General features: G+C 69.7%; 27 protein-coding genes and 3 pseudogenes. 7 read left to right on the forward strand and 23 right to left on the reverse strand.

The window, feature by feature from the left end:
* Positions 1–96: 96 nt before the first annotated feature.
* The 12 genes and pseudogenes from IH68_RS50605 to IH68_RS50610 all read right to left on the reverse strand — a co-directional run bounded on the left by IH68_RS50605 (position 97) and on the right by IH68_RS50610 (position 11,657).
* A pseudogene (locus IH68_RS50605) lies at positions 97–795 on the reverse strand (FadR/GntR family transcriptional regulator).
* The gene (locus IH68_RS0137760) at positions 786–1,799 is read right to left on the reverse strand and encodes an aldo/keto reductase (RefSeq protein ID WP_037885911.1); all 1,014 of its coding nucleotides are present in this window, start codon (positions 1,797–1,799) and stop codon (positions 786–788) included. Before IH68_RS0137760 ends, IH68_RS50605 begins: the two are co-directional and overlap by 10 nt.
* 61 nt (positions 1,800–1,860) lie before the next feature.
* Positions 1,861–2,955, reverse strand: coding sequence for a sugar kinase (locus tag IH68_RS0137765; protein ID WP_030944734.1), 1,095 nt, complete (start codon positions 2,953–2,955; stop codon positions 1,861–1,863).
* A complete protein-coding gene (gene eda / locus IH68_RS0137770; protein ID WP_030944738.1) occupies positions 2,952–3,584 on the reverse strand; it encodes a bifunctional 4-hydroxy-2-oxoglutarate aldolase/2-dehydro-3-deoxy-phosphogluconate aldolase in 633 nt (210 codons plus the stop codon). Before eda ends, IH68_RS0137765 begins: the two co-directional genes overlap by 4 nt.
* Entirely contained in the window at positions 3,581–4,342 is a 762-nt protein-coding gene (locus tag IH68_RS0137775) for an SDR family NAD(P)-dependent oxidoreductase (protein ID WP_030944741.1), read from the reverse strand. The genes eda and IH68_RS0137775 overlap by 4 nt, the downstream gene beginning before the upstream one ends.
* Positions 4,339–5,382 carry a (R,R)-butanediol dehydrogenase gene (locus IH68_RS0137780; RefSeq protein ID WP_030944743.1) on the reverse strand — a complete coding sequence of 348 codons (1,044 nt, stop codon included), beginning with the start codon at positions 5,380–5,382 and terminating at the stop codon, positions 4,339–4,341. The genes IH68_RS0137775 and IH68_RS0137780 overlap by 4 nt, the downstream gene beginning before the upstream one ends.
* A gap of 159 nt (positions 5,383–5,541) precedes the next feature.
* Entirely contained in the window at positions 5,542–6,447 is a 906-nt protein-coding gene (locus IH68_RS0137785) for an amidohydrolase family protein (protein WP_030944746.1), read from the reverse strand.
* 58 nt (positions 6,448–6,505) lie between these two features.
* Positions 6,506–6,853 carry an L-rhamnose mutarotase gene (locus IH68_RS0137790; protein ID WP_030944749.1) on the reverse strand — a complete coding sequence of 116 codons (348 nt, stop codon included), beginning with the start codon at positions 6,851–6,853 and terminating at the stop codon, positions 6,506–6,508.
* A complete protein-coding gene (locus IH68_RS0137795; RefSeq protein ID WP_078912789.1) occupies positions 6,850–8,616 on the reverse strand; it encodes a hypothetical protein in 1,767 nt (588 codons plus the stop codon). Before IH68_RS0137795 ends, IH68_RS0137790 begins: the two co-directional genes overlap by 4 nt.
* Before the next feature lie 81 nt (positions 8,617–8,697).
* Positions 8,698–9,606, reverse strand: coding sequence for a carbohydrate ABC transporter permease (locus IH68_RS0137800; RefSeq protein ID WP_231976292.1), 909 nt, complete (start codon positions 9,604–9,606; stop codon positions 8,698–8,700).
* 55 nt (positions 9,607–9,661) lie between these two features.
* Entirely contained in the window at positions 9,662–10,576 is a 915-nt protein-coding gene (locus tag IH68_RS0137805) for a carbohydrate ABC transporter permease (protein ID WP_030944758.1), read from the reverse strand.
* Positions 10,573–11,657: pseudogene (locus IH68_RS50610) on the reverse strand (ABC transporter substrate-binding protein). Before IH68_RS50610 ends, IH68_RS0137805 begins: the two are co-directional and overlap by 4 nt.
* Before the next feature lie 308 nt (positions 11,658–11,965).
* Between IH68_RS50610 and IH68_RS0137815 the strand changes: the two are divergent.
* Entirely contained in the window at positions 11,966–12,724 is a 759-nt protein-coding gene (locus tag IH68_RS0137815; RefSeq protein ID WP_030944761.1) for a FadR/GntR family transcriptional regulator, read from the forward strand.
* A gap of 490 nt (positions 12,725–13,214) precedes the next feature.
* Here IH68_RS0137815 and IH68_RS0137820 read toward each other — a convergent pair whose 3' ends face one another.
* Positions 13,215–13,988, reverse strand: coding sequence for a FadR/GntR family transcriptional regulator (locus tag IH68_RS0137820; RefSeq protein ID WP_159403789.1), 774 nt, complete (start codon positions 13,986–13,988; stop codon positions 13,215–13,217).
* Between the two features lie 169 nt (positions 13,989–14,157).
* On the opposite strand from IH68_RS0137820, the gene IH68_RS50615 reads away from it, so the two are divergent.
* From IH68_RS50615 to IH68_RS59960, 4 genes and pseudogenes are all read left to right on the forward strand, one after another.
* Positions 14,158–17,325: a DUF1349 domain-containing protein gene (locus IH68_RS50615; protein WP_051833939.1), complete on the forward strand. Its 3,168-nt coding sequence runs from the start codon at positions 14,158–14,160 to the stop codon at positions 17,323–17,325.
* Between the two features lie 144 nt (positions 17,326–17,469).
* Positions 17,470–17,565: pseudogene (locus tag IH68_RS58585) on the forward strand (hypothetical protein); the annotation flags it as partial.
* A gap of 5 nt (positions 17,566–17,570) precedes the next feature.
* Positions 17,571–17,714 carry a hypothetical protein gene (locus tag IH68_RS56665; RefSeq protein ID WP_159403790.1) on the forward strand — a complete coding sequence of 48 codons (144 nt, stop codon included), beginning with the start codon at positions 17,571–17,573 and terminating at the stop codon, positions 17,712–17,714.
* A 410-nt stretch (positions 17,715–18,124) separates the two neighbouring features.
* On the forward strand, positions 18,125–18,532 hold the full coding sequence (locus IH68_RS59960) for an integrase core domain-containing protein (RefSeq protein WP_159403791.1): 408 nt from the start codon (positions 18,125–18,127) through the stop codon (positions 18,530–18,532).
* Here IH68_RS59960 and IH68_RS56670 read toward each other — a convergent pair.
* The 8 genes from IH68_RS56670 to IH68_RS0137870 form a co-directional block, all read right to left on the reverse strand.
* Positions 18,472–18,846, reverse strand: a complete 375-nt coding sequence (locus IH68_RS56670) for a hypothetical protein (RefSeq protein WP_143687659.1) — start codon at positions 18,844–18,846, stop codon at positions 18,472–18,474. The two genes, IH68_RS59960 and IH68_RS56670, sit on opposite strands and share 61 nt — an antisense overlap.
* Before the next feature lie 78 nt (positions 18,847–18,924).
* A complete protein-coding gene (locus IH68_RS52045) occupies positions 18,925–19,128 on the reverse strand; it encodes a hypothetical protein (RefSeq protein ID WP_051833941.1) in 204 nt (67 codons plus the stop codon).
* On the reverse strand, positions 19,125–19,571 hold the full coding sequence (locus IH68_RS52050) for an SRPBCC family protein (RefSeq protein ID WP_051833942.1): 447 nt from the start codon (positions 19,569–19,571) through the stop codon (positions 19,125–19,127). Before IH68_RS52050 ends, IH68_RS52045 begins: the two co-directional genes overlap by 4 nt.
* An 87-nt stretch (positions 19,572–19,658) precedes the next feature.
* On the reverse strand, positions 19,659–20,636 hold the full coding sequence (locus tag IH68_RS0137850) for a quinone oxidoreductase family protein (RefSeq protein WP_030944778.1): 978 nt from the start codon (positions 20,634–20,636) through the stop codon (positions 19,659–19,661).
* 70 nt (positions 20,637–20,706) lie between these two features.
* A complete protein-coding gene (locus tag IH68_RS0137855; protein ID WP_324607697.1) occupies positions 20,707–21,612 on the reverse strand; it encodes an SDR family NAD(P)-dependent oxidoreductase in 906 nt (301 codons plus the stop codon).
* On the reverse strand, positions 21,609–22,832 hold the full coding sequence (locus IH68_RS0137860) for an NAD(P)/FAD-dependent oxidoreductase (RefSeq protein WP_051833943.1): 1,224 nt from the start codon (positions 22,830–22,832) through the stop codon (positions 21,609–21,611). Before IH68_RS0137860 ends, IH68_RS0137855 begins: the two co-directional genes overlap by 4 nt.
* Positions 22,829–23,026: a ferredoxin gene (locus IH68_RS0137865; protein WP_030944786.1), complete on the reverse strand. Its 198-nt coding sequence runs from the start codon at positions 23,024–23,026 to the stop codon at positions 22,829–22,831. Before IH68_RS0137865 ends, IH68_RS0137860 begins: the two co-directional genes overlap by 4 nt.
* 47 nt (positions 23,027–23,073) lie before the next feature.
* Positions 23,074–24,279 (reverse strand): cytochrome P450, encoded by a 1,206-nt coding sequence (locus IH68_RS0137870; RefSeq protein ID WP_030944788.1) that lies wholly within the window; start codon positions 24,277–24,279, stop codon positions 23,074–23,076.
* Positions 24,280–24,448: 169 nt separating this feature from the next.
* Between IH68_RS0137870 and IH68_RS0137875 the strand changes: the two genes are divergently transcribed.
* Entirely contained in the window at positions 24,449–25,135 is a 687-nt protein-coding gene (locus IH68_RS0137875; protein WP_037885915.1) for a TetR/AcrR family transcriptional regulator, read from the forward strand.
* 490 nt (positions 25,136–25,625) lie between these two features.
* Complete coding sequence (locus IH68_RS54110; RefSeq protein ID WP_234341738.1) at positions 25,626–25,718, forward strand: twin-arginine translocation signal domain-containing protein; 93 nt, start codon at positions 25,626–25,628, stop codon at positions 25,716–25,718.
* 138 nt (positions 25,719–25,856) lie between these two features.
* On the opposite strand, the gene IH68_RS0137880 is transcribed toward IH68_RS54110, so the two are convergent.
* Together IH68_RS0137880 and IH68_RS0137885 are read right to left on the reverse strand one after the other, a co-directional pair.
* The gene (locus tag IH68_RS0137880) at positions 25,857–26,270 is read right to left on the reverse strand and encodes a VOC family protein (RefSeq protein WP_030944794.1); all 414 of its coding nucleotides are present in this window, start codon (positions 26,268–26,270) and stop codon (positions 25,857–25,859) included.
* Positions 26,267–26,851 (reverse strand): dihydrofolate reductase family protein, encoded by a 585-nt coding sequence (locus tag IH68_RS0137885; protein WP_030944797.1) that lies wholly within the window; start codon positions 26,849–26,851, stop codon positions 26,267–26,269. The genes IH68_RS0137880 and IH68_RS0137885 overlap by 4 nt, the downstream gene beginning before the upstream one ends.
* Positions 26,852–26,934 lie beyond the last annotated feature (83 nt).

The raw sequence follows: 26,934 nt of genomic DNA on the forward strand, positions 1-26,934 counted from the left end.
TCGACGCAGGCCTTGGTGATGTGCGGGTGGGTGGTGGCGATGTGGGACCGCTCTTCGGCACGGCTTCCAGGGTGCTGCGGCACCCGCCAAACCTGGCTACGGAACGCGGCCGAGGTCCGTCCGCAGGTGCTCCTTCAGCCAGCGCTCCGTGCTGCTGACGTGCAGCAGTGCTGCGGCCTGGCTGAGGGGCGCGTCCCGGATGGACAGGGCCCGGAAGATCGCCTCGTGTTCGGCGAGGGTGCGATCGGAGGCCTGGCTGTCGACCAGACCGCGCCAGATGCGGGCGCGCAGGGTGCGTCCGGAGATGCCTTCCAGGAGCGTGAGGAGGGTCTCGTTGCCTGTGGCGCGGATGACCGCGCGGTGGAAGGCGGCGTCGTGGGCGTTGAGTTGTTCCACATTGTCACGGGCCTCGCGCATGGCGTTGAGGTGCAGTTCGAGCTCGGCCAGTTGTTCCGCGGAGATCCGGGTGGCGGCCAGCGCGGTGGCGGCCGGCTCCAGCAGTTGCCGTACCTCCATGAGGTCCTGCAGCGCGGTCGAGTCACCCTGCAGCAGTTCCACCGCACCACCGAGCCCCTCCAGAAGCACGCTGGGCTGCAGGCTGGTCACATACGTGCCGTCGCCCCCCTGGGACCTCCAGGACCCGGGCGACGGCCAGCGACTTCACAGCCTCCCGGGCGAGGACAGACCCAACTGACCGGCCGGCTCCTGTTCCGGCGGGAGCTTCGAGCTCGGCGGCAGAGCTCCGGTCCGAAGCAGCTCCCGGATCTGCACTATGGCCCTGTCCGTCAGAGACACCGCACACCCCTTCCGGACTCGTTCGCCCGGGGCACGTCCGACCTGATCAGCCCCCGGTCGCGGAGATCGTCCCAGAGACCCTCGGGGATGTGCTGACGGTGGAGTTCCACGTTCCGTGCGACCTGCTGCGCGGTGCGCATGCCGAGGGTGACGTTGATGACGCTGGGATGGCTGTACGGGAACGCGACCGCTGCCGCGGGCAATGTCGTACCGTGCTTCGCGCAGACCTCGGCGATCGCTCTGGCGCGGGTCACCAGGGCTGAAGGAGCCTCTTGGTAGTCGTACTTCATGCCCTCGGCGGGCCGGTCGCGGGAAAGCAGGCCCGAGTTGAACACGCCGACGGCCACCACGCTCTTGCCGAGTTCCCGTGCGGCGGGAAGGACGTCGTCCAGTGCCGACTGGTCGAGGAGGGTGTAGCGACCGGCCAGCATGACCACGTCGGCGGCGGTCTCACGCAGGAAGCGGGCGAGCATGGCCGACTGGTTCATGCCGGCGCCGATCGCGCCGATCACCCCCTGGTCGCGCAGTTCCGCCAGAGCCGGCATGGCCTCCTCGGCTGCCTGCCGCCAGTGGGCGTCGGGATCGTGCAGGTAGACGACGTCCAGGCGTTCCAGTCCCGTTCGTTCCAGCGTGTCCTCGATGGACCGCAGGACCCCGTCCCGGCTGAAGTCCCACTGTCGGCGCAGGTCATCGCGTACGACGAAGCCCTCGTCGTCGGTGCCACGCGGGTGCTCGTTGGGGACGAGCAGACGACCGACCTTGGAGGAGACGACGTAGGTGTCACGCGACCGGTCCCGCAGTGCGGCGCCCAGGCGCCGCTCGGAGAGGCCGAGGCCGTAGTGCGGTGCGGTGTCGAAGTAGCGGATGCCCGCCTCCCAGGCCGCCTCGATCGCGGCCTGCGCGTCCTGCGCCGGGGTGGCCTTGTAGAGGTTGCCGATGACGGAGGCCCCGAAGCCGAGCTCGGTGAGCTCGACAGGGGTGCTCCCGATCTTCCGGCGCCCCATGCTCCTGTGTGTCAACTGTTCTCCTTGGATGACGCGGACGGTGTGAGCGCCCATGGGCCTGTCACCTTCTGACGGCGGCCGAGCCGCCTGCCATCAGCGCCTCCACCTCGGCGAGCGAGGCCATGGACACGTCGCCGGGGGTGGTCATGGTGAGGGCCCCGTGCGCGGTCCCGTAGGCGAGGGCGCGGCTCAGCGCGGCGACGTCGAGGTGCGCCAAGGGTGTGGCAGCGGCCGCCGGTCCGTCCTCTTCCCCGCAGGCGGTCAGCAGTCCGTAGATCAGGCCGGCTGCGAAGCCGTCACCCGAGCCGATGCGGTCGAGGACGTGCAAGCCGGACATCTGCGGGCCACGGACGAATCCGGTACGGGCCGACCAGGCGGCGGAGGACCAGTCGTTGACCCCGGCGGAGGGCACGTGACGCAGCGTTGTAGCGAGGACCTCGGCCTGAGGCAGGAGCCCGGCCACTTCGACGAGGGCGTCTTGCACCTCGTCCGCCCCGATGCGTACCGCACCCGGGTACGGCCCGGCCAGGCCCAAGGCGCCCACGACGACATCGGCGTGGCGGGTGAGCTGTACGTCGACCTCGCGGGCCCGGTCGGCGCCGCCGCGGCCGGCCCAGAGGCTGGGGCGGTAGTTGGGGTCGTAGGAGACGGTGACGCCGTGGCGGCGGGCGGACGCCATGGCTTCGTCGGCGACGTCCACGGTGGTGTCGGACAGGCCGGCGAAGATGCCGCCGGTGTGGAACCACCGCACTCCGGCCGAGAAGATGGCGTCCCAGTCGATGTCCCCCTTGCGCAGCTGAGAGACGGCCGTGTGCGCGCGGTCGCTGACGCCCAGTGCGCCCCGGATGCCGTAGCCCCGCTCGACGAAGTTCAGTCCGTTGCGCACCCCGCGGCCGATGCCGTCCGCTGGCACCCAGCGGATCAGTGACGTGTCGACGCCGCCCTGCAGGATCAGGTCCTCGACCAGCCGGCCGACCTCGTTGTCGGCGAGGGCGGTGACGACGGCGGTGCGCAGGCCGAAGCAGCGGCGCAGTCCGCGCACGACGTTGTACTCCCCGCCGCCTTCCCAGACCTGGAGAGTGCGGGCGGTGCGGATCCTGCCCTCGCCCGGATCGAAGCGGAGCATCACCTCACCGAGTGCCACCACGTCGGTCACGTCGCGCTCCCGTGCACGGCCTCGGCGGTCAGCCGGCGGATCTCCCCGTACTCGCCCCGCTCCAGATGGGCAACGGTGGCCATCCAGCTGCCGCCGACGGCGAGGACCGCCGGGTCGGTGAGATAGGCGGGCAGACGACGGGCGTCGATGCCGCCCGTCGGCACGAACCGTACCTGGGGGAAGGGCGCTGCGAGCGCGCGCAGCATCGGGACGCCGCCGAGCGGCTCGGCCGGGAAGAGCTTGACGGTGTCGAGGCCGGCCTTCAGGGCGCACATCAGCTCGGTGGCGGTGGCGATGCCCGGCACGACCGGGACCCCCAGCTCACCGCACTTCGCGACAACCTCCTCGTCGAAGCCGGGCGAAACTACGAAGCGGGCCCCGGCCGCCACGGCCCGCTCGGCCTGCTCGGGCGTGAGGACCGTGCCGGCGCCGACGGCCAGTCCCCCGTGGGAGGCCATGGTCTTGAGGACCTGTTCGGCGTCGGGGGTGCGGAAGGTGACCTCTGCGCACCGGGCGCCGCCCGCGGCGAGCGCGTCGGCCAACGGGCCGGCCGTGGCGGCGTCGCGCACAGTCAGCACCGGCATGACACGGGCGCCGTCCAGCACGCAGGCCAGGTCTACGTCACTCATCGGCCGAGCCATCCGCCGTCGACGGGCAGGACTACGCCGTGGACGTAGGCGGCCGCGTCGGAGGCCAGGAACACGGTGGCGCCCGCGAGGTCGTCGGCGCTGCCCCAGCGCGCGGCCGGGATGCGGTCCAGGATCGCCTTGCTGCGCACCGGGTCGTCCTGGAGGGCCTGGGTGTTGTCGGTGGCGATGTAGCCGGGGGCGATGGCGTTGACGTTCACACCGTGCGGGGCCCACTCGTTGGCCAGCGCTTTGGTCAGGCCCGCGATCCCGTGTTTGGCGGCGGTGTAGCCGGGCACGGTGATGCCGCCCTGGAAGCTGAGCAGCGATGCGGTGAAGATGACCTTCCCCTGGCCGCGGGCGACCATCGCCGCGCCGACCGCGCGGGTTAGCGCGAACTGCGCGTTGAGGTTGACCTGGAGCACCAACTCCCAGTCGGCGTCGGTGTGTTCGGCGGCCGGGGCGCGGCGGATCGTGCCCGCGTTGTTGACCAGGACGTCCACCGGGCGTTCGCGCCCGGCGAGGTCCGCGCCCAGGGCCCGTACCGCCTCGGGGTCCGCGAAGTCGGTGCGGATGGCCTCGAATGTGCGGCCTGCGGCGACGACGTCCTTTTCCACCGCGCTGCCGGACTCCTCCAGGGAGGCGCTGACGCCGATGACGTCCGCGCCGGCCTCGGCGAGCGCGCGGGCCATGGCCCGGCCGATGCCGCGCCGGGCGCCGGTGACGACGGCGAGCCGTCCGGTGAGGTCGAAGGCGGTCATACGGAGGCTCCCTGGGCGTCGTCGGTGCAGTCCACGAGGATCTTCATCACGTCGCCGCCACCCTCCAGCGCCTCGAAGGCGGCGGGTGCCTGGGTGAGCGGCACGACCTTGCTGATCAGCCGGTCGGCGGGAATGGTGCCGTCGGCCACCAGTGTCACCGCCTTCTCGAAGTCGGAGCGGTCGTACAACCGGGCCCCGACGAGGGTGAGTTCGCGCCAGAAGAAGCGGTGCAGGTTCACCTCACGCGGGCGGGAGTGGATCGCGACCAGACACAGCCGGCCGCGCACGCCGAGCACGTCGACCGCGGTGTCCACCCCGCCCGCCGCGCCGGACACCTCGAAGGCGACGTCCGCCCCCGCGTCCCCGGTCCACCGCCGGACCAGCTCGGCCAGGTCCTCGGCGGCAGGATCCCACACGGTCAGCCCCAACTCCTCGGCGAGCAGCCGGCGGTGGGCGCTGAGCTCCACCACCCGGACGTCCGCCCCCGCGGCCTGGGCCACCAGCGCGATCAGGACGCCGACCGGGCCGCCGCCCACCACGACGACCCGCTCGCCCTCGCGCACCCCGGCCCGGCCGACGTCGTGCACCGCGACCGCAGTGGGCTCGACGAGCGCGGCCCGGTCCAGCGGGAGGGAGTCGGGCAGCCGTATCAGGGTGGCGGCGGGTACCGTCCAGCGCTGCTGCATCGCGCCGGGAGAGTCGATGCCGATGAAGTCCAGGTGCTGGCAGATGTGCTGGTGGCCGTTGCGGCAGGCCGGGCAGGTGTCGTCCCAGCGCAGCGGCATCACGGTGACCGCGTCGCCTGGCCGCCAGTCCGTCACGTCCGGCCCGCAGCGGACCACGCGCCCGGCCATCTCGTGCCCCAGGACGGCCGGTGCGCTGACCCGGGCGTCCATGTCGCCGTGGAAGATGTGCAGGTCGGTCCCGCAGATGCCGACGTAGGCGGGGGCCAGTTCCACCTCGCCGGGTCCCGGCGGCGCGCTGTGGGCGGGGGCCGTGTCCAGGGTGCGGGCGCAGAGGTATCGGGCGGCTAGTGTCATGGGGGCAGGGTCCCTTCGGCGCGGACCGGTGCCTACGGATGCCGAGTGGCTCGGCGTCCGTGGCTATGTGTCCGGCGCTGGTTTCGCGCGAGTTCGTGTGAGTCCGTGTCATGGGATGTGGCTCCGCGGCAGTAGGTCTCGTCGCGGAGCCGGAGCGGGTCAGGCCCTCCGGGCGGTCGCGTCGCCCTTCGTGAAAACGGAGGCCAGGCCGTAGAACGCGGTCGCGGTGCCGGCGAGGAGCGCGTCGACATCGCTCTCGCTCCAGCCGGTGAGCAGCTCGTCCACGGTGGCGGCCCACCGGTTCCAGCCACCCGCCAGGTTGGCGACCGGCCAGTCCGAGCCGAACATCAGCCGCTCGGGGCCGAAGGCCGAGAGCAGCACCTCCCAGACCGGGCGGATGTCGGCGGTGGTCCAGCGGGTGTGGTCGGCCTCGGTGATCAGCCCCGAGACCTTGCACACCACCTGCGGGTGCCCGGCGAGCTGCCGCATCCGGCGTTCCCACTCGGCGATGTCCCCACGGGCGATGTCCGGCTTGCCCGCGTGGTTGAGCACCTGGGGCAGGTCCGGGAAGCGTTCCGCGAGCCGGATCGCCTGATCGAGCTGGTGGTCGCGCACGAGCACGTCGTAGCGGAGTCCGCGATCCCGGGTCGCCCTCAACCCGCGTTCCACATCGGGGTGTTGGAGCCAGTCGGGGTCGGTCTCGCTCTGGACGAGGTGCCGCAGGGAGCGCAGGTATCCGCCGCCCGGTCCGGCTTGCAGCTGGTCGAGTACGTCACCGATGGCCGGTGACGTCAGGTCGGCCCAGCCGACCACGGCCTGGATCAGGGGCTCCCGCTCGGCGAGCGCGAGCAGGTCCTCGGTCTCGGCGATCTCCGCGATGCACTGGACGACCACTGTGCTGTGCAGCCGTCGGCCCGCGATGGGGTGGGTGGCGGTGGTGCGCAGGTCATCGGGGGTGAAGGTGCGGCGGATCGATGCCACGCCGGGGTCGTCCAGCCAGGGCTGCGGACGGTGGGCGAGGTCCCACAGGTGGTGGTGGGCGTCGACGAGCACGGGTGCGTTCATGGGGTGGTCCAAGTCGGGTCGGGCGGGTGCGGGCCGGCTCTGGCCGGTGCGGGCCGGATCAGACGGTGGCGTCGCCGTCGGGCGGGCTCAGATGCCAGATCTCGGGGAGCTCGGTCCACTGGCGTCCCTCCCCCCGGTCGGGGAAGGGCTCCTGGCACGGATCGGTGAGCTTCCACCAGCGCTGGGTCTCGGGGTCGGCCTCGATGGAGGCCATGTCCACCTCGAAGTCGTCGCCGATGTACTCCATGTAGGCGAAGAGCACGTCACCGTGGAGGAAGATGCTGTAGTTGCGGATGTTCGCCCGGAGCAGGGCGGCTTCTACGCCGGGCCACACGGCGGAGTGGAGCCGGAGGTACTCCTCGCGGTGTTCGGGACGGAGCCTGATGGTCTGGGCGATGCGCTTCACGCCGGTTCCCCTGTCGTCTCGGTGGAGTCGGCCTGCTCGGCCTCGGTGTCGAACGGGGTCCGGTAACTGGGAGTACGGGTGCGCAGCCCGAGCCGCAGGGTGAGCCGGATGCGGGTGGAGGCGGGCAGACGGACCGTCAGGTACGGGCCGTCGCATGGGACCTCGGCCTCGGAGACAACTGGCTCGGTGTGCCCGTAGTCGTACATGTCGCCGATCCAGCCGTCGTCCTGGCAGGTGGTGTACCGGACGCTGGTGATGGTGTGCTCGGCGAACGCGCCCGCCTGGACGATCACCGTGCGGTCGGTTTCGGGGGCCAGGTTGACCAGTTCGACGGTGGTCGCCTCGGGGTCGATGGAGGTGACCAGGGCGGCGACGTCGGCGGGCAGGCCGGCCCGGCGGGCGTCGGCGTCGTGGTAGCGCAGCCGCGCCTGCTGCAGACCGCCCTGATACAGCACCTGCGGGCCGCCCCAGGTCAGTTGTACCAGGGCCTCGGTGACCACCGGGTTGCACAGCTGCCACACATGGATGTCGGCCTCGGGCACGTCCAGGTCGCGGTAGCGGTCGATGCGCCGCAGCCGGTGGCGGACCTGGGCCTGCGCCATGGCGAGGATGCGCTCGGGGTAGTCGGGGTCGTCGCCGGCGAGGAAGGCGAACCACGCCTTCTCGTGTCCGGAGTCCTCCTTGGACCGGAACGGCCGCACGGTGCGCCAGTCGATGCCGTCCGCCTCGCGCAGCCCCTCCAGCCGGGTGCGGTCGGCGTCGGAGGCCGTGTGGTGCCACAGGGCCACCGGCACGGGGGGTGTGGCCGGGTTGTAGTCGAACCAGCCGGAGTCGTTGTGCCGGAACGGCAGGTGGAGGGTGGGCGTGTGCCGGTCCGGACCGAGTTCGACCGCCCACTTGGAGGGCAGGCTGGAGTCGGCCTCCGTGTGGGGCATGACCTTGGCGTGGCCTATGAGGGTGTCGAGAGAGGTCGCGACCATGGAGAGGTAGTCGTCGTCGCCGGTGACCGTGGCCGCCGCGAGCGCCGCCACGCAGGCCGCGTGACCGAGGCTGTGCCAGCCGTGGGGCCACGACCAGCCGTAGTGGCCGCCGTACCAGCGCCCTTCCAGCATGGTGCCGACCTCGCCGTCCGGGCCCACGTTGTCCGGGATCAGGCCGCCCTGTTCGCGGGTGCGCTCGCGCCAGGCGCCCACGTACTCGACGATCCAGTCGCGGTAGCGCTCCTCGCCGGACAGGATCCACGCGTTGAGGACCAGCCCGGCCGCGGCGAGGTTGACCGCGGTGTCGCCGACGCCCATCCGGTCCCGCATCTGGTCGCCGAGGCGCGGGTCCGCCGAGAGGGGGAAGGGGCCGTTCGCGGCCTCGGGGATCCACTCGAGCGGGTACCCGTAGGTGTCGGCCTCCTTCTGGAGCCAGGGGTAGACGTCACCGTCGAACAGGCCCGTGCGGTCGGGGTCGCTGCCGTTGTGCGGGCGGGCGATGATGCGGTGCTCGGGGTCGTAGTTGCCCTTGGCCGGGTCGACGTACAGCTCGGCGAAGCGCAGGGCGCGCTCATGCCAGCGGTCGGGTGCGGCCATGCACAGGAAGTAGAGCAGGAGCAGGCTCTCGCCCTGGTGGAACCAGTCGTAGCCGCGCTCGAACTCGTCGCGCAGCATGTTCAGTTCGGTGAGCTGCCGGGTCACGCCCTCCCAGTGCTTCTCACTGGCGGGCAGCAGATCGTCGGCGCCGCCGAGGAGGTAGAGCTGGGGCCAGTTGAAGAACACCTCGTAGAAGGTCGGCGGCCGGGATGTCGTCGCCGGGGTCGCCGGAGAGGTGGGAGTCAGGGCTGTATGGCATGAGAGCTGTTACTCCTTGGTGGCGCCGGCGAGCATTCCGCTGACCAGGAAGCGCTGGGCGAACAGGAACACGACGAGTACCGGTGTGATGGCGACCAGCGTGGCCAGTGCCAGTTGCGGGCGTTGGATGGCGAGGGTGCCGACGGTCGGGTTGAACGACGGCACGTTGCTGAGAAGACTGCCGACGCCCACCTGGATGGGCATCTGGTCGCTGTCGGGGAGCATGACGTAGGGCAGGAAGTAGTTGGTCCAGTTGGCGACGAAGCTGAAGAAGCCGACCAGCGCGATGACGGGCGTGGCCAGCGGCAGCGCGATGTGCCGGAAGACGCCGAACTCGGAGCAGCCGTCCATGCGTGCCGCGGCCAGGAGGTCCTTGGGGACGGCGGTCGTGAAGTAGATGTAGGTGAGGTACACGCCGAACGGGTAGAACGAGTAGGGCAGGATGATCGACCACATCGTGCCGATCAGGTGCACCGCGTTGAGCTCCAGGAACAGCGGCACCACCAGGGTGGCGTTCGGCATCAGCATCACGACCAGGGTCGCGATCAGCAGCGTGCGTCGGCCGCGGAACTCGGTCATCGCCAGCGCGTACCCCGCGGGAATGGCCAGGCAGAGCGTGATGACCAGTGAGATCGCGGCGTAGACGGCGGAGTTGCGCAGCCACAGCAGGATGGCGTTGTCCTGGAAGGCGGTGAGCGCGTGCCAGTTGGCCTTGAAGGCGTGCCAGGAGCCGAAGGTCAGGGGGTTGTCGTGGACGAGTTGCTGGTCGGTCTTGGTCGCCGCGAGCAGCAGCCACAGCACCGGCAGGACGAAGAACACCACGAAGACGGTGAGCACGGAGCCCGCCAGCAGCCGGGAGGCCACGTGCTGCGGGGACCGGCGGCGCCGCCGCGGTTCCCCGTGCCGGGTTCGGCTCATGGCGTTCGTGTCCCGTTCCGTGCGTGGGGCGGTGGCAAGGGGAGTGGGTCGGGTCTCAGTCGGCATCGAAGAACCCCGATCGTGCGACGAAGACACCGGCGACCGACACGCTGACGACCAGGAGCTCCACCGAGACCGCGGCGGCGCCGTTGATGTTGTTCATCTGGAAGGCGAAGTCGTAGGTGAGCTGGTTGAGCGAGTAGTCGCGGCCGGCCACGCCCGTACTGGCCAGGGACAGCAGCTGCGGCTCCACGAAGAGCTGAGCGCCGCCCGCGAAGGCCAGGATCACCATGTAGACGATCCACTTGCGGAGCATGGGGATCTGCACCCGCCAGGCGGTCTGCCAGCCGTTGGCGCCGTCGATGCGGGCGGCTTCCATGACGTCCTTGGGGATGTTGTTGAGCGCGCCGTACATGACGACGATCCAGCCCCCCGCGCCGGTCCAGAAGGCGATGATCGTGAACAACAGCGCCAGATTGCCGGGGGCGATGACCTCGCCGAAGGTGTGGAAGCCCAGCGTCTCCAGCAGGGAGCTGACCGGGCTGACCGTCGGGTCGAGCATGAACAGCCACACCAGGACGCTCGCGGCGCCGGCGAGGGCGCCGGGGATGTAGTAGAGGAAGCGCAGTGCCTGACTGAGCGGCCCCAAGGACAGCTTGTGCAGGAGCAGCGCCAGGACCACCACGAACACCACGAGTGAGACCAGCCAGAAGACCAGGTAAAGGGCCACGTGGCTCAGGGAGTCGACGAATCGGAAGTCCTGTGCCGTGGTGACGAAGTTGGAGATGCCGGTGAAGGCGCCTCCGGCGTCCGTGAACGCGAAGTAGATCGCGTAGCAGGTGGGAAGGACGCCGAAGGCGATCAGCAGCAGTACGTAGCCGGCGACGAATGCCACGCCGGCCCGGCTTTGCCGGGAGGTGCCGCGAGGGCGCCCCCGGACGGAGCCGGCCGAGGAGTGGGTGACCGTCACTGGGAGACCTTGTATCCGTCGGCCTTGGCGTACTTGACGATCGAGTCCTGCCAGGCGGGCAGCAGCGATTCGATGCTCTTGCCCTGCGTCAGGCCGGGCTTGACGGTGGCGGCCCAGACCGCCTCCTGGCTGAACTGGCCCGACCCCCAGTCCGACCACACCTGCGAGGAGGCGTCCTTGAGAGGCGTGAGGTCGCCGACGAAGTAGCCGGAGGCGGCCTGCGCCTTCAGCCAGTTCTCGGCGGCGGGCGCGTACGCCGGGAAGCCGGGAGCCTTCTCGCCCTGGTAGGCGTTGTCGGTGGTGACCCACTTCAGGAAGTCGGTGGCCGCCTTGAGGTGGGTGGAGTGCTTGGACAGCAGCCAGGTGCCGCCGCCGACGTTGCCGGTGGACGGCGAGGTCTCACCCTGCCACTGCGGCATGGGCGCCACCGCGATCTGCTTCCCACGAGGTAGCCGGGGTGCTCCTTGGCGACCTTCTCACCGAGCGCCTGGTACTCCTCCCAGGTCGTCGGCACCGTGTAGCCGAACTTCTTCATCAGCGGGGCGTTGTACCAGAGCACGGCCTGGGAGAGGTCGTTGCGCAGGCAGTACATGGTGCCGTCGACCGTGCAGACGTCGTTGGCACCCTTGGCGAACCCGCCGAGGGTCGCGTCCGGGATCAGGCCCTTGTTCAGCGGGGCGGCGAAGCCGGCGTCGACCGCCCAGGTCACCTCGTTGTTCTGGGAGCTGAAGACGACGTCGGGCCACCCCTTGCCGGTGCGGTTGAAGAGCTGGACCTTGGTCTGGAGGTAGTTCGAGCCGTTGGCGTCGCCGTCGTAGCTGACGATGTTCATCTTCACGTCCGGGTGCGACGCCTGGTACTGCTTCGCGGCGTCCATCCGGGTCGCGTCCACCCAGACGGTCAACGCCCCGTCCTTCTGCGGCGCCTGGGCGAAGCCGTCCTTGGTGGTCGTACCGGCGCCGCCACCACTGCCGCAGGCGGCCACGGTGAGCAGCACGGTGGCGGCACAGCCGGCCAGCAGCGAGATACGTCTCCTGCTGGTCCCTGTCTCCTGGGCGGCCGAAGGCTTGTAGACGGACATGAGCGACTCCACTGGGTTTGCTTGCGGCTGCTGACGGCTCTGTCGTACCGCCGAGGAAAGAAATTAGCCGCGATATCGACGGGCGAGTCAAGGGGTGAGTAGGTCTTTTCTTGAGATTCGGCGTGCATGTCAAGGTGACTACTGCGAGTCATATACGCAGCTAAAACGGCACTAAAGGCCATAATTTGCATGCAGACTGATGATCAGGAGCGCCAAATGAGTCCGACTTATTAGAGTGTCTGGGGTAGGATGAACGCGGTTTAAGGTTGATCAGTCACCGTCGTCGCAGCCACCCGGAGGCAGGACACATGAAGGACACGCCCGTCGTGGCGGCAGAGGTGAACGGCGCGGACGAGCGGCGCGACTACCGGCCCGGTTACGAGGTCGTGGCGGAGCGGATCCTCGAGTTCATCGCCGAGTCGCGCCTGCTTCCCGGCGACCGGATCCCCACGGAGAAGGACCTGGCCCTGCAGCTGGGCACCAGCCGGGGGGTTGTCCGAGATGCCGTGAAGATCCTCTCGGCCCTCGGCCGGGTCCGGGTGCACAAGGGGCGCGGACTGTTCGTCGCGGACGAGGACGGCATGCTGATCACCAGCCGCTGGGCCGGCTTCTTCCGGCCCGTGGACCTCGATCACGTGCTCATGCTGTTCGAGTTCCGCGGGGTTCAGGAAACGGTTGCCGCCAAGCTCGCGGCCACCCGGGCCACGCCCGCCGAACTGCGCACCATCGAGGTCGCCATGCAGCAGTGCCGGCACGGGTACGTCCACGGTGAGGTCGACGTCTTCAACCAGGCGGACGACGACTTCCACGCCGCCGTGGCCGCGGCTTCGCACAACCCGTTCCTCGGCAGCGCGGTGCGTGAGGCCCGCCAGCTGCAGCGCCAGTCCAGCGCGATCGTCCACGACACCATCGGCGAGGGCACCGCGGCCGCGGTCGAGGAGCACGAGACGATCTACCGCGCCATTCGCGACGGCCGACCCGACGAGGCCGCCGCGGCCACGGCCGTACACCTCGACCGGACGCTGGAAGACTACCGACGGGAGATCCAGCGCCGCCTGTTCGGCTGACCGTTGTGCCGGCACATGCCGGAGGGGCTGTCACAGGGTGAGGAGTCGCCGGTCCTGACCGGCGCCACCGGCGACCGGCCACTCGATGAGCATGGCGCTTCGGCGGTCGAGGCGTCGCAGGCATCCAGCAGTGGTCAGCGAGCGGGTCGAACCGAGGCCGATCTTGAGTCAGTGCCCGCTGCTGCCGTCGTACAAAATGAGAGTGGGGGCCTGCGGGCCGCGACGCACCCTCTGGGAGAGGGGGCTTCGGTGGCCCGCCTGCGACGATTTGGGCCCTACGGGGACGAAACCTTGAGGACGACGAGAACGCGGCACGCCGTCTTCCCGTCTGCACCTGCCACCGTGAGGTTTGTGAGGCGGGCCTGTGGAGGAGTGCAGTGGTCTTTGCGGTACTCGCGCGGGCTGACGCCGCCGTGTAGGGGTCGGTCGGCGGCGTGACCGGATGTATCCAACGTGCTGGTGCGGGCGGGCGTGGGGCCCGTCGGTGCCGTCAGGGCTGCGGGGTCGGTCGGCGGCTCGCCCATGCCCGGGCGATGTGCTCGCGCATCGCGCGGGCGGCTCCGTCGGCGTCACGATGGCGGAGCAGTTCGAGTATGGCCACGTGCTCGCCCAGTGACATGGTCAAGCCGTCGCGGGTCGAGTGACCGGTGTAGAGGCGTGACAGGCGGGCCTTGCCGTGAACGCTGCGGATGATCGCCTGACCCAGGAGATTCCCGGAAGCCCTCATGATCATCTCGTGGAAGGCGGCGTCTTCCTCGGCGTAGCGCACCGGGTCGTCCAGTGCCTCCCGCAGCGCGGTGACCTGCTCCTCGAGTTGGGCGAGTTCGAGGTCGGTGATGCGGCCGGCCGCGTCGGCGGCCATCTCGGCCTCCAGGGCGATCCGCACACTGACCAGCTGGTCGAGGATCGTCAGCGTCCGGTCGTGACGGACCTGAGCCTCCAGGACGACAGGGTCCAGAAGATTCCACTCCTGTGGCTCGCGCACCCGTGTACCGCGCCCGGGCGCCGCCCTGATCAGCCCCTTTTCTTCGAGTACCTTCACCGACTCGCGCACGACGGTCCGACTGACGCCGAACTCCTCGCACAGCACCGCCTCGATGGGCAGCGCGGAGTCCGGCGGATAGGCCCCGCCCACGATCCGGTCGACGAGATAGGTGACCACGGTGTCGCTGAGCCGGCCGGTCTGCCGTCGGGGAACGGCTCCCAGCGACCCCTCCGAGGGTGCAGACGCCAGTCGTTGACGATTCGCCGGGGTACGGGCCACGTGCGGCTCCTCGTGATCAGTAAATGCCACAGCATACACCTTGTGGATTATGTCATTCGTATGATGAAGTTCGTCCGCCCGGCGAAACGCCGGTGAAACATGGCCGAAGTCCGCCGGGTCGCGACCGGGATGGGACCAGGCACGGTGTCGCATCACCGAAGGAGCCCTCGTGCTGTCACTCCGAAGAACGATTCCCTCACACCGCCCCGGGCTGCGGATACGTGCCGCGGCCGCGGCGACGGCGCTCGTCGGCGCCCTGCTTTCCGCAGTCGCATCCGCCGGAGCGGCGCAGGCCGCGACCATGACGACGCTCTACGCGGCGCCGAACGGCACGGGCACCGCTTGCTCCGTGAGCCAGCCGTGTTCGATCACCCAGGCGCAGACCTCGGTGCGCGCGGTCAACGCCGGCATGACCGGCGACATCGTCGTGCAGTTGGCGGACGGTACCTACCGCCTCTCCGCTCCGCTCACCTTCACCGCCGCCGACTCCGGCACCGGCGGCCACACGGTGATCTGGAAGGCCGCGCTGGGCGCGCATCCCGTCATCACCGGCGCGCAGCGGGCGACGGGCTGGACGCTGCAGGACTCGGCGAAGAACATCTGGAAGGCTAACGTCGGCACCGGGTTCGACACCCGGCAGCTGTACGTCGACGGTGTCCTGGCGCAGCGGGCCCGCTCCACGGTCAACCGCTCGGACCTGACCGTGACCACGAGCGGCTACACGTTCACCAGCAGCTCGCTGAGCTACCTCAACAGCCTTGCGAACCCCGGCCGGACCGAGATCCACGGCATAGGGTCCTGGACCGACCGCTACGCCCCGGTGTCCGGCATCAGCAACGGCACCATCACCATGACCGAGCCCTCATGGACCAACAACACGTTCGGCTGGGACACCCTGTCCAACCCGCTCCGGATCGGCCCGCTCTACATCGAGAACGCCTACGAGTTCCTCGACACCGCCGGTGAGTGGTACCTCGACACCAACACCGGCACCCTGTACTACAAGCCGCTGCCGGGGCAGAGCATGAGCACCGCGGACGTCGAGGTGCCGAAGCTCGACTCGCTCGTCGACGTCGGGGGAAGCTATGCCTCTCCCGCCACCCACATCACGTTCTCAGGGCTGCAGTTCTCGGGCACCAGCTGGATGGGCCCGAGCGGCAGCAACGGGTACGCCGCCCAGCAGACCGGGACCTACCTGGCCGGCACCTGGTCCGTCCCGTCGGACTGGCTGACCTCCTGCAATGGTCACGGCTGCAAGTTGTTCGAGGCGACCCGCCCGCACTGGAACCAGATGCCGGCCGCCGTCCAGGTCTCGGCCGCCGACCACATCGCCTTCACCGGCAACCAGTTCACCAACCTCGGGCAGCTCGCCCTCGGCATCGGCCAGGACGCCAACGCGCACGCCACCGGTGTCGGACTCGGTGCCGACACCATCACCGCCATCGGGAACGTCTTCACCCAGGACGCGGGCGGCGGCATCGTCGTCGGCGGGCTCCAGGCGGACGCGCACCACCCCAGTGACAGCCGGATGACCAACAAGAACATCACCCTGAACGACAACGTCATCCACGACGTGGCGATCGACTACCGCGACATGACGGGCCTCCTGGTCACCTACGTCAACGGCGCGAGCGTCTCGCACAACGAGGTGTACAACCTGCCGTACTCCGGCCTCGCCATCGGCTACGGCTGGGGCGTCAACGACCCGGGCGGCAGCCCGGACTACGCGAACCGGGGCCTGTACGACTACCAGCCCGTCTACTCGACGCCCACCACGGCCCAGAACAACACCGTCACGGGCAACCACATCCACGACATCATGCAGCAGATGGCCGACGGCGGCTGCGTGTACACCCTGTCGGCCTCGCCCGGCAGCACGGTCACGGGGAACTACTGCCACAACAGCAACAACTACTACGGCCTTTACCACGACGAGGGCTCCCGGAACTTCACCGACACCAACAACGTCGTGCGCTACGCCGGCAAGTGGCTCTTCGCCCACATCAGCTCAACCCACAACACCGGCGCCCTGACCGTCACCGACAACTGGACAGACAACGACAACGCCAACATCAGTAGCACCGACGGCCACGGTGACACCGTCAGCGGCACCGTCGTCGTCACCAACGGCAACTGGCCGTCCGGCGCGCAGACCGTCATGAACAACGCCGGCATCGAGCCGCAGTACCGGCCGCTGACCACCGGCGCCGTCACCGGCCCCTACAGCGCCTACTCCTCCACCCCCGCCGCCACCGGACAGACCGGCGGCTTCTTCACCGTCACCGACGCGGGCACCGACATCTGGGGTGCCGGCGGCCAGCACGACGACACCTACGGCACCGTCTACCAGGCAGGCGCCGCCGTCAACGGCACCTCGGTGACAGCCCGGGTCGACAACATCGACAACACCAACGCCTGGGCCAAGGCCGGAGTCGTGCTGCGCAACAACCTCACCGGCAGCGGCTCCTCACCCGGTTACGCGACCGTGGTGGTAACCCCGGCCAACGGCGTCAGCTTCCAGTGGGACTCCAACGGCGACGGCTACCTCGACCAGCTGACCTCCACGGCCACCTCGGTCAAGGCACCGGTCTGGTTGCGGCTCACCCGCACCGCCACCCAAGTGTCCGGCTACTACTCCACCGACGGATCCACCTTCACCCAGATCGGCTCGGCGGTGACCCTGCCGTCCATGGCCGCCACCCAGGACGCCGGTGTCATCCACACCGCCCACAGCACCACAGCCGGCAGTGCGGCCTTCAGCAAGCTCCAGATCGTCACCTCGCCCTGGCGGGCCTACGGCTCCATCCCCGCCGCGGTGAGCCAGAGCCAGGGAGTGACCTCCCTGACCAGCGCGGGCATCGACACCTGGGAAACGACCGCGCTGCACGACGACGAGTACTCCGCGGCCTACCAGCCGGCCGCCGCGGGAACATCCTCCACGGTCACCGTCCACGTCGACAGCCAGGACAACACCAACGGCTGGGGCAAGGCCGGCCTGATGCTGCGCAACAACATCGCCGCAGCCGGCTCGTCCACCGGCTACGCCTCCCTCTCCGTCACTCCCAGCAACGGCGTCACCCTGGAGTGGGACTCCGACAGCGACGGCTACGTCGACAAGAGCACCACCAAGACCGGCCGCTCCGCCCCCGTCTGGCTCCGGCTGGTCAGGAGCGGCACCTCGGTCACCGGTTCCTACTCCGTCGACGGCACCGCCTGGACCACCGTCGGCACCGCCACACTGACCGGAGCGAACAGCAGCCTGGACGCGGGCACGTTCTTCACGGCCCACGCCCCGGCACCCGGCACCGCGAGCTTCAGCCAGTTCTCCATCAGCTGACGAAGCGGAAGGGGCACCGGGGACTGCGGCAGGACCGCCAGGCTCAGCGTCGCCTGGCGGTCCTGGCCACGCCGAGGATGTGACGCAGACGTCGCGCTGACCGGGACTGGCATCGTCCCGGCCGGCGGGCAGCTCTACAAGATCGTGAACAGGAACAGCGGCAAGGTCCTCGACATCAACGGCTTCAGTCACCGGAGGGGGACTTCGATACAGCGGCACTCCTTCGCCGGCGGCAACAACCAGCTGTGGTCCTTCCAGCCGACCACCGGCGGGTACCTCATCTGCAACTCGGACCCATCAACGGCATGGTCGCCGACGGCTGGGGCTCCACCACCAACAGCGACCCTGCCCGGCAGAAGGCCTGGGACGGCAGCGACACGCAGCAGTGACCACGGCGGTCTGGCCGGCGGCGACCTTGTCGGCGAGGACCCTGGAGCAGCTGCCGAGGAAGTTCCGGCGCGGCCGGCGCACCCTGATCCGCACCGACTTCGCCGGCGGTACCCAGAAGTTCCTCGACCAGGGCCTGTATGGAGTTGTGATCAAGGCTGTGATCCGAGGTGTCGGATCACAGAGGAGGCCGGCGCATATTTCGAGGCCGGCCTGGTAGCTTTCAGGCTTTTTGTCGTAGCGGCCACCGTGCACCGTGTCCTCGGTCTGCGGGGACTCAGCCGGCTGCGCGACATCGATCCCCGCCCACTGGCGAGCAACTGCGCAAAGTCATCCGCTACGAACACGAACGCATTGGCGACCTGATCCACGTAGACATCAAGAAGCTCGGTCGCATCCCCGTCGGCGGTGGGTGGCGGATGCACGGCCAGGGGGACCGGCTCGCCTGCACCGAGGCCCTGGACGACGAGAGGCCGTCACCGCGGTCGCCTTCTGGTACCGCGCCGCTGCCTTCGTCGCCGCCCACGGCATCACCTCGATCCGCCGTTACCTCACCGACAACGGGTCGTGCCACCGGTCCACGACCTGGGCCAACGCGCTCGCCGCGACCGGTACGACGCACAAGCGGACCCGGCCCTACACCCCGCGCACGAACGGGAAGGCAGAGCGCTCTAACGGGACACTCGCCCGCGAGTGGGCGTACGTGCGCGACTACACGTCCGAACACGAACGCCGCGTCACGTTCGCCGAGTTTGTGAACTACACAACCACGAGCGGCCACACCGTACGGGAAGCCCCAAGATCACGACAGAAGGTGTGATTGGCGGTGCCGGCCGCGGCGGTGACCGGCACCCATGGCGACACCCAACTGAATGGCGGGGCCGCCCGCACCACCACGCGCCCGACAATCAGCAGATTGTCGCCCGGGGCGAGCCGCAACACGTCACGCAAGGCGTGCAGCGCGGCGACACCGACACTCGTCAGCGCCGCCGCCTCGGCCAGGTCCGCTTTGCCCAGGGCCAAGCTGACGGTCGATACCTTCACGGTGATGAACTCGGCGGCGGCCCCGACACGGCTGGACACGTCGGTGAGGAAGAACCTCCACACCCGTTGTCCGTGCGTCAGGTCGGTCACGCCGCCGCCGAGGGGGACCACCTCCCCGGTGAAGATCCCGGCAGGGCCGTTTGGGGAAGCTGCGGCCCTACATGATCCTCATGCCACCGGACCGGACCGGATCGACACATCGACCGGGTTGACGCTCGTGCCGTGGACGCGGACGAGCAACTCGCCGGCGCCCGGCTGCGGCCGCGCGACTACGCGAATCTCCAGCCCCTGGGGACCGCCGTACCCGCCGTACTCCACGGCGCACATCATCGGCCGGGCGGCCTGCCCGGAGGTGGTCAGGAGGGGTCTCACCGATCGGCGAACGCCGTTTCGATCGTCTTCTTCATGAGTGCCACGGTGGTCCGCATGGTGCTGGTGGCGTAGTCGACGACCGACGCGGGCGCGAACTCGGTCCTCCAGACGAGATGGACTCCCTCCTCGTCCTCCCGCACGGTCTGTGACCCCAGGTGGTGTGTCAGCGGCCCGCCCTCGGTCGCATGGTAGGTGAGCTTTCGGGCGCCATCGTCGACTCCGACGATGCGCTCGGTGATCTTCATGTCATCGGCGAACGTCACCGTCCTGCTGTCCGGTCCCTTTTCCACGTGGAGCGCGAATCCCGGGATGAGCCGGGTGTCCACCGCATAGACATCGCGCACGGCATCCCACGCGAACTCCGCGCTGGCATCGACGACGACATCGACCGTCACCGAGCTCACGCCGGCTTCTTCGTAGCGAACTTCCATGAGCAAGGTCATGATGTTTCTCCTTCTGTCTTCTGATCGTCTGCTGCGGTGCGGGCCGTCGCCGGCCCGGGTTGGTGCGGCTGGTGCTCGCCGGGAACGTCAGGGCACCATCACGACCCGGCCGATCCGGCCGCGCTGCTCGGCGTAGTGGTGCGCGGCCGCAGCGTCGGCCAAGGGGAAGACGCGGTCGATCACGGCTTCCAGTTCGCCGTCCGCGATGCGGCGGATGAGGTCCGCCATGTACGCGTGGACCCGGGGCTCATGGAGCAGGGAGGCGAGCCCTACGCCGTGGAGCGTCGTGTTGCTGCGGATCAGGCTCACGACGTCGACCGTGCTCTCTTCGCGGGAAGCCGTGCCCAGCGGGACGATGTGCCCGCCGTGACGGGTGGCCTCGATCAGCTGCTGGAGCAGCGAACCGCCCACGCAGTCGACGGCCAGGTCGACACCACGCCCGCCGGTCAGGGCCAGGACACGGTCACGGACGTTCTCGCTTCGGTAGTCGATTCCCTCGTCGAGGCCGTAACGACGCAGCTCCTCGAACCGCGCCGGGTTCGACGCGCTCCCGATCACGCGGGCACCCGCCTTCTTGGCGAGCTGCATCGCCGCCAGCCCGACCCCGCTGGCCGCCCCTTGTACCAGCACGGTGTCGCCGCTCGTGAGACGGCCGCGCTCGAACAGCGCCTCGTAGGCGGTCGAGAAGGTGACCGGCACCAAGGCCGCCGCCTTCGGATCGAAACCGTCCGGCAGCACCCAGCAGTGCTCCGGGCGTACGACGCGCAGTTCGGCATGGGAACCGGCCGGCAGTCCATGGGCCTGCCCGAAAGCGCAGACCTTCTGACCGACCTCCAAGCCCGTGACCGCGGAGCCCACCGCCACGACCTCACCGGCACTGCTGTAACCGAGGACGAACCCGTCCGCCGGAGGGGGGACGAGGAGACGGCACATCAGGTCGCCGCCCTCGATGCTGATGGCCTCCGTCCTGATCAGAACCTCGTCGGTGCCGGGGACGGGGTCCGGCACATCCTCGTAACTGAGCACTTCGGGGCCGCCGTTGCGGCGGTAGACAGCTGCCTTCACTCTTCAGGGCCTTTCTTGGGGGGTGGGACGGCAGGGGGCAACGCCCTGCGGCGAATGCCGTGTCGGTCAACTACGGGTGGCCGTGGGCGCGCTCGGAGACGGGGGCCCATGCGTCCCAGGTGGACAGGCGCGCGTCGTAGTGGCTGCGGACCTTGGGCAGGGCCGACTTGCCCAGAATCAGCCGGAGCGGGGGCTCGGCGGCGTCGACCGCCGCCAGCACGGCCGGCGGCGTGGCGGCGGGGTCGCCGACGGCCGCGGGGTCGAAGTCCGCGTACAGGGCCTGGCGGGCCTCGTCGTAGGCGGGGTTCTCGGGTGACGCCTTGAGGGAGGCGGGGGACGAGAACTCGGTGGCGTAGGGCCCGGGTTCGATGATGGTGACCTTGATGCCGAGGTGGGCGACTTCCTTCGACAGTGCCTCCATCATCCCTTCCAGCGCCCACTTGGAGGCGTTGTACAGACCGAGGGTCGCCTCACCCATCAGTCCGCCCTGGCTGGACACCGCCAGGACGTGGCCGCCTCCCTGCGCGCGCAGGAAGGGAAGCGCCGCCTGCGTCACCCAGAGCGCCCCGAGCAGGTTGGTGTCGAGCAGCTCCCGGACATCGGCCTCCTGGACCTCCTCGACGGCACCGCGCAGGCCGTGACCGGCGTTGTTGACGATCACGTCGAGCCGCCCGAAGTGGTCGTGGGCGGCGGTCACGGCGTCGAACACGGCGCCGCGCCGGGTGACGTCCAGCGGCAGGACCAGCAAGGAGTCGGGGTACGCCGCGGCCAGCGACTTGAGCCTGCTCTCGTCGCGCGCGGTCGCGGCGACCTTGTCGCCCCGCTGCAGCGCGGCCTCCGCCCACAGTCGGCCGAAGCCGCGTGAGCAACCGGTCATGAACCAGACCTTCTCGGTCATGTGTGTCTCCTGTTCTTGTTTCGGGATCCCGTCGGCGCCGGCCGCGTCGACCCCTTCCGGACCGGTGGTGCCGCTCATGCCGCCGCTCCTTCCGGGACGGACGGGGGTTTCGAGAGGGCGTCGCGCCACGGGGTGCGGGCAGCTATGGCCTGCTGCCAGCCACGGATGCGCCTGGGTGGCATGCCGACGGCCAGGACACCGGTGAGCCGGTCGCCAAAGCGGTAGACCGCGGTGAACTTGCTTTCCGCCAGGCTGCCTTCGACTATCCGTACCTCGTCGTGACCGCGCAGGTAGCCGTAGGCACGGATCTTCATGTCGTACTGGTCGGACCAGAAATAAGGGACGGGCGCGAAGGGCCGCCGGGCGCCCAGGAGGTTGCGGGCGGCGGCCATGCCCTGTTCGGTGGCGTTGGTGCGGTGCTCGACGCGCATCGAGGTGTCGAAGAGCGGGTTGTGCCAGCGGGCCACGTCGCCCGCGCCGTACACGCCGGGTGCGGCGGCACAGAACTCGTCGCAGACCAGTCCGTCGTCGAGGGTGAGGCCGCTGCCGGTCAGCCACTCGGTGTTGGGCCGGGAGCCGACGGCCACCAGTACCGTCTCGGCCTCGACCGTGCTGCCGTCGGCCAGCCGTACGCCGCCGGAGACGACCTCGGTGACCCCTGTCCCGGTGCGCAGGTCCACGCCGTGCTCGAGGTGGGCCTGGGCGAGGATGCGGCCGATGTCCTCGCCGACCGCGTGAGCCAGTGGGACGGGCGCGGGTTCGATGAGGGTCACACGGGTGCCCGAAGCGGCCGCCACCGCCGCGGCCTCGGCGCCCAGGAACCCGGCGCCGACCACCGCCAGGCTCCGGCCCGGGCCGAGGCGGTCCTTGAGGGCGAGGGCGTCGTCCAGGGTGCGCAGGGTGTGGGCCGGGGTGCCGGGCATCAGCCGGGGGCGGACTCCGGTGGCCACGACCAGTCCGTCGTACGCCACCTCGCTGCCGTCGGACAGCAGCACCGTCCGGGCGGCGAGGTCCACTCCGATGGCCTCGCGGCCGTAACGGGCCTCCAGGCCGAGGGCGTTGAGTTCGGCCTCGGTACGCAGGGGCAGCCGGTCCGGTGTCCAGGCGCCGCGGAGGATTTCCTTCGACAGCGGCGGCCGGTCGTAAGGAGCGGTGGCCTCGTCGCCGATGAGCGTGATGGTGCCGGTGTGACCCGACCGGCGCAGGGTTTCGGCGGCGGCGAGACCGGCCGCGGAGGCGCCGACGATGACGACGCGGCCCGGTGCGCCGGCCGGCTCACCGGCCGTGCCCGTGGTCATGACTCTCCCAGGCGGATGGCGGCCGCGGGGCACACGGTGGCCGATTCACGGACGGCGTCGTGGAGTTCGGCGGGCGGGGCGGCGTCGAGGAGGACGACCATCCCGTCCTCGTCCCGCTGGTCGAAGACGTCGGGGGCGAGCATGACGCACTGGCCCGAGGCGACGCACTTGGGAACGTCGACTTCTACACGCATGGCGGTTCTTCCCTGTGGGGGGCGGTGGGGGGGTAAGCGGGTGCGGGTCACCAGGTGACGGGCAGTTCGTGGACGCCGTAGACGATGGAATCCCGCTTGAAAGCGATGCCCTCCATCGGCACGGCGACCTTCAGGCCGGGGAGCCGGCGGAAGAGTTCCGGCAGGACTATCTGGAGTTCGGCGCGGGCCAGCGGCTGGCCGAGGCACTGGTGGATGCCGTAGCCGAAGGCCAGGTGCCGGCGGGCGTCGGCGCGTTCCAGGTCGAGGTCGTCGGGGGCGGCGAAGATCTCCGGGTCGCGGTTGGCGACTCCGACCGGGATGATCACACCCTCGCCGGCGCGGATGGTGACGCCGCCGATGGTGACGTCCTCCACGGCCGTACGGCGCAGCCCGCCGTGCACGATCGAGATGTGGCGCAGCAACTCCTCGACCGCGCCTGCCACCTGGTCCTGATCGCCGAGCACGTACGGGATCTGCTCGGGATGGTGCAGCAGGGTGATGGTGCTCAGCGCGATCATGTTCGCCGTCGTCTCGTGCCCGGCGAACAGCAGGAAGGAGCTCAGGTCGGCCGCGTCCTGCTCGGTGATGACACCGGCGTCGACCTGCTCGGCGAGCCGGGTGACCAGGTCGTCGCCAGGCGTCGTGCGCTTGGTCCGCACGAGTTCCAGCAGATACGTGGCCAGTGCCTGCTGCGCACGGGTGGTCTCCTCCGCCGTGGCGGTCAGGTCGACGAAGACCTTCGAGTGCCGCTGGAAAAAGGGGTGGTCCTCGTACGGCACGCCCAGCAGTTCGCAGATCACCAGGGAGGGCAACGGCAGCGCGAAGCGCTCCACGAAATCGGCCGGGCCCGGCCGCCCCGTGAGGTCACCGAGGAGCTCGTCGGTCAGACGGGCGATGGCCGGACGCAGCGCGTCGATACGTTTGACCATGAACTCCCGGGTCAGGGTGCGCCGCATCAGGGCGTGCACGGGGTCGTCATGGCCCTGGAAGAAGCCGCGCCGGGGCTGCGGGGTGCCTGGCTTGAAGTTGGGCGCACCGGGCCGAGACGGGTCGGAGCTGAACGCCGGGCTGCCGAGCACCGCCCGCGCGTCCTCCCAGCGGGTCACGAGCCACGCGCTGAGTTGCCCCTCCCACAGGGAGACCCGGGTGACCGGGCGCTCCGTCCGCAGTTCGGCATACAGGGGCGGAGGATCAAGAGGCGCGTCCTTCGGACGGGCGAGTTCGAACGCGGGGACGGACGCAGACGAGGGCATAGCTGTTCCTCTCCACCATCAACTAACAGCGTTAGGTGTTCTGCTTGATAGACTAACACCGTTAGTCGAAGGTGTGGAGCCGCTCCCTCTGTTTCCGCCTCTGCGGCGTCGGCCGTACGGGTAGGGGGCGCGGGCGGGCAGATAGGGTGCACACAGTGAGGAGGTGGCCATGAAGCAGCAGGTCAGACGGGTGCCCAATGTGCGGGGCGAGGGGGAACGGCTACGGCAGGAGATCCTCGACGCGGCGACCCGCATCCTGGAGGAGACGGGACGCGAGGACGCGCTCTCCCTGCGAGGAGTGGCCCGCGAGGTCGGCATCTCCGCGCCCAGCGTCTATCTGCACTTCAAGGACAAGACCGAACTGGTCGCCACCGTGCTCGACGCCGCCTACCGGGCGCTGGCCGCAGCGATGGGCGAGGCCGGCGAAGCGGCCGCCGCAGCCGGCGCCGCCCCGTGGGAGCGGATAGGGGCCACCACCGCCGCCTACCGCAGATTCGCCATCGACAAGCCCCGCCGGTACCGGCTGATGTTCAGCCTGGAATACGAACCCGAGCGTCAGCCCTCCGCCGAGACCCCCCTCGGCACCGTGCTCCAGGCATGGACCCACGCCGTGGACACCTATCTCGCGGCGATCGCGCCCGCCCGTCGACCGGAAGCGGAGACCGTCGGCATCCACCTGTGGACCGCCCTGCACGGCCAACTGGTCCTCTGGCACACCCTGCCAGGTCACCACACCAGCAGCGAAGACATCCTGATCGAACTTGAACAGTCATTGCTGCACCGGCTGCTGCCCATACCGGCCCCTCAGCCATCAACCCCGACGCTCGACGCCGCACACAGCCAGCGAGGCAGTTGAGAACGTCGCACCGGACGCCGCTGAAGCGCGGCTACCGCTCGAATCGGCCGGCGCTGCACCACGAGCAGGGGGTTCGTTCACCGATCCGGCACCCACACCGGCCGCTGCCCCAACCTCAACGGACAGCCCGCGTACGGCACCAGCTCCAAGGTCGTCCTGACCACCGCGCACCTCGACCGCACGCGGGAACTGCGACCCTGTCGGTAACCCGGGCTATCCTCGCCGCCGAGGCTGATCAGGTGCGCTTACCCGGCATCGCCCATGCGCCCGGTGGAGCCGTACGAGGCCTCGTTCAGCCGCCTCTCGTTGCCCATCACGTACGCAGACGGAGAGATGCCACCGAAGTGTGCACTTCGGGACCTCGGCTGACAGCGCAGCGAAGCCCCTGGTTGAACCGCTCCGGGGCTGATGGAGGCTCGACCGCTCCGGCCGCGTGCTGCTCCTGCCGCATAAGTCAGCGGTTCGTAATCGGGGCCCGGGCCAACTGCTGATGGCCAGTCACACGCGGCGGGGACTTCTCAAGGGTGCCGCGGTCGCGGCAGCGGGCAGTGTGGTCGGGAGCGGCCTCGGGCCCGGCTCTTGAGAGACTTCGGCGGCCGCCCGCCGGCCCGGATACACCTGCCCGGCCGGGTTCCGCCGGGGTTCCACGGCAGCTGGATCGTGGACGCCCAGTACTCCGGGGACGGCGTTCCCAGGGCCCGGCGGAGAGACCGTGGCCGCCTCAGGCGAAGTCTGCTGCGGTGATGCCGTCGGGATGTCCGGGCGGCCACTCCACCAGCTCGAACCGGTAACCATCCGGGTCCGTGAGCCACGATGTCCTCGGGCCGTGAGGGCCGCCCGGGTACTGGACAGGTCCCGGCTCCAGGCCGGCTTCGGTGAGGGTCTCCAGGGTGGTGGCGAGCTGCTCCACCTGGATCGCCAGGTGGTCGACACCGTTGCCCACGTCGACCGGTCCGTCGCCGGGGCGGTGGACCAGTTCGAGCGAGGCCGCCGGTTCGTCGGGGAACTTGAGGATCACGAGGCGAGCCCCGTCGTCGACCTCGACCCTGCCCAGTTCGGCGTAGCCCAAGGCGGTGTAGAAACCGAGCGAGCGGTCCAGGTCGGTGACGCGGTAGGAGACGAAGAGCGTCTTCACGCGGCCTCCTCGGGTCGAAGCACGCGGTAGCGCAGATGCGTGACGTCTCGGGCCTCGAGCCGTCGGACGAGGTCGAGTTCGATGTGATCGCCACCCAGGTGGTCGAACAGCCGTCGGCCGTCCCCGAGGAGGACCGGAACCAGGTGGATCTCCATCTCGTCCACCTGCCCGGCTCGGAGAAGTGCTTGGGCCGCCCCCGCCCCGTGGACCATGACCGGCCGGTCCCCTGCGGCTGCGCGAGCCTGATGGGCGCAGTCCTCGACATCAGTGACGAAACGCGCATGGCCGGGTGGCACGTCCCCGTCGTCCACCTGGTGGGTGAGTACGAAGATCGGCACGCCGTCGTGGTGGTCGCCCTGCCAGCGCCCGGCGAGTTCGAAGGTCCGACGGCCGGAGATCACCGCGCCGGTCGCCAGCGCCTCGCGGTAGACCTGGCCGCTCGGACCGTCGGACTCCCGGTCGTCGAGCCAGTTGAAGAGCCGTCCGCCGTTGCGTCCGAGCTCCTGCCCCGGCCGGTCGTCCGGGCCGGCGATATAGCCGTCGAGCGACATCGACATGTACAGCCGAATCGGATTGTTCATCCTGGCCTGCCTCTCTCCGCCATCACACTGGGATCCGACGTTTCCCGATCCGCCGACGGGGCGGGGCGGGCTCGTCTTACGGA

It is taken from the genome of Streptomyces sp. NRRL S-646 (genome assembly GCF_000720765.1).
Lineage (GTDB): Bacteria > Actinomycetota > Actinomycetes > Streptomycetales > Streptomycetaceae > Streptomyces.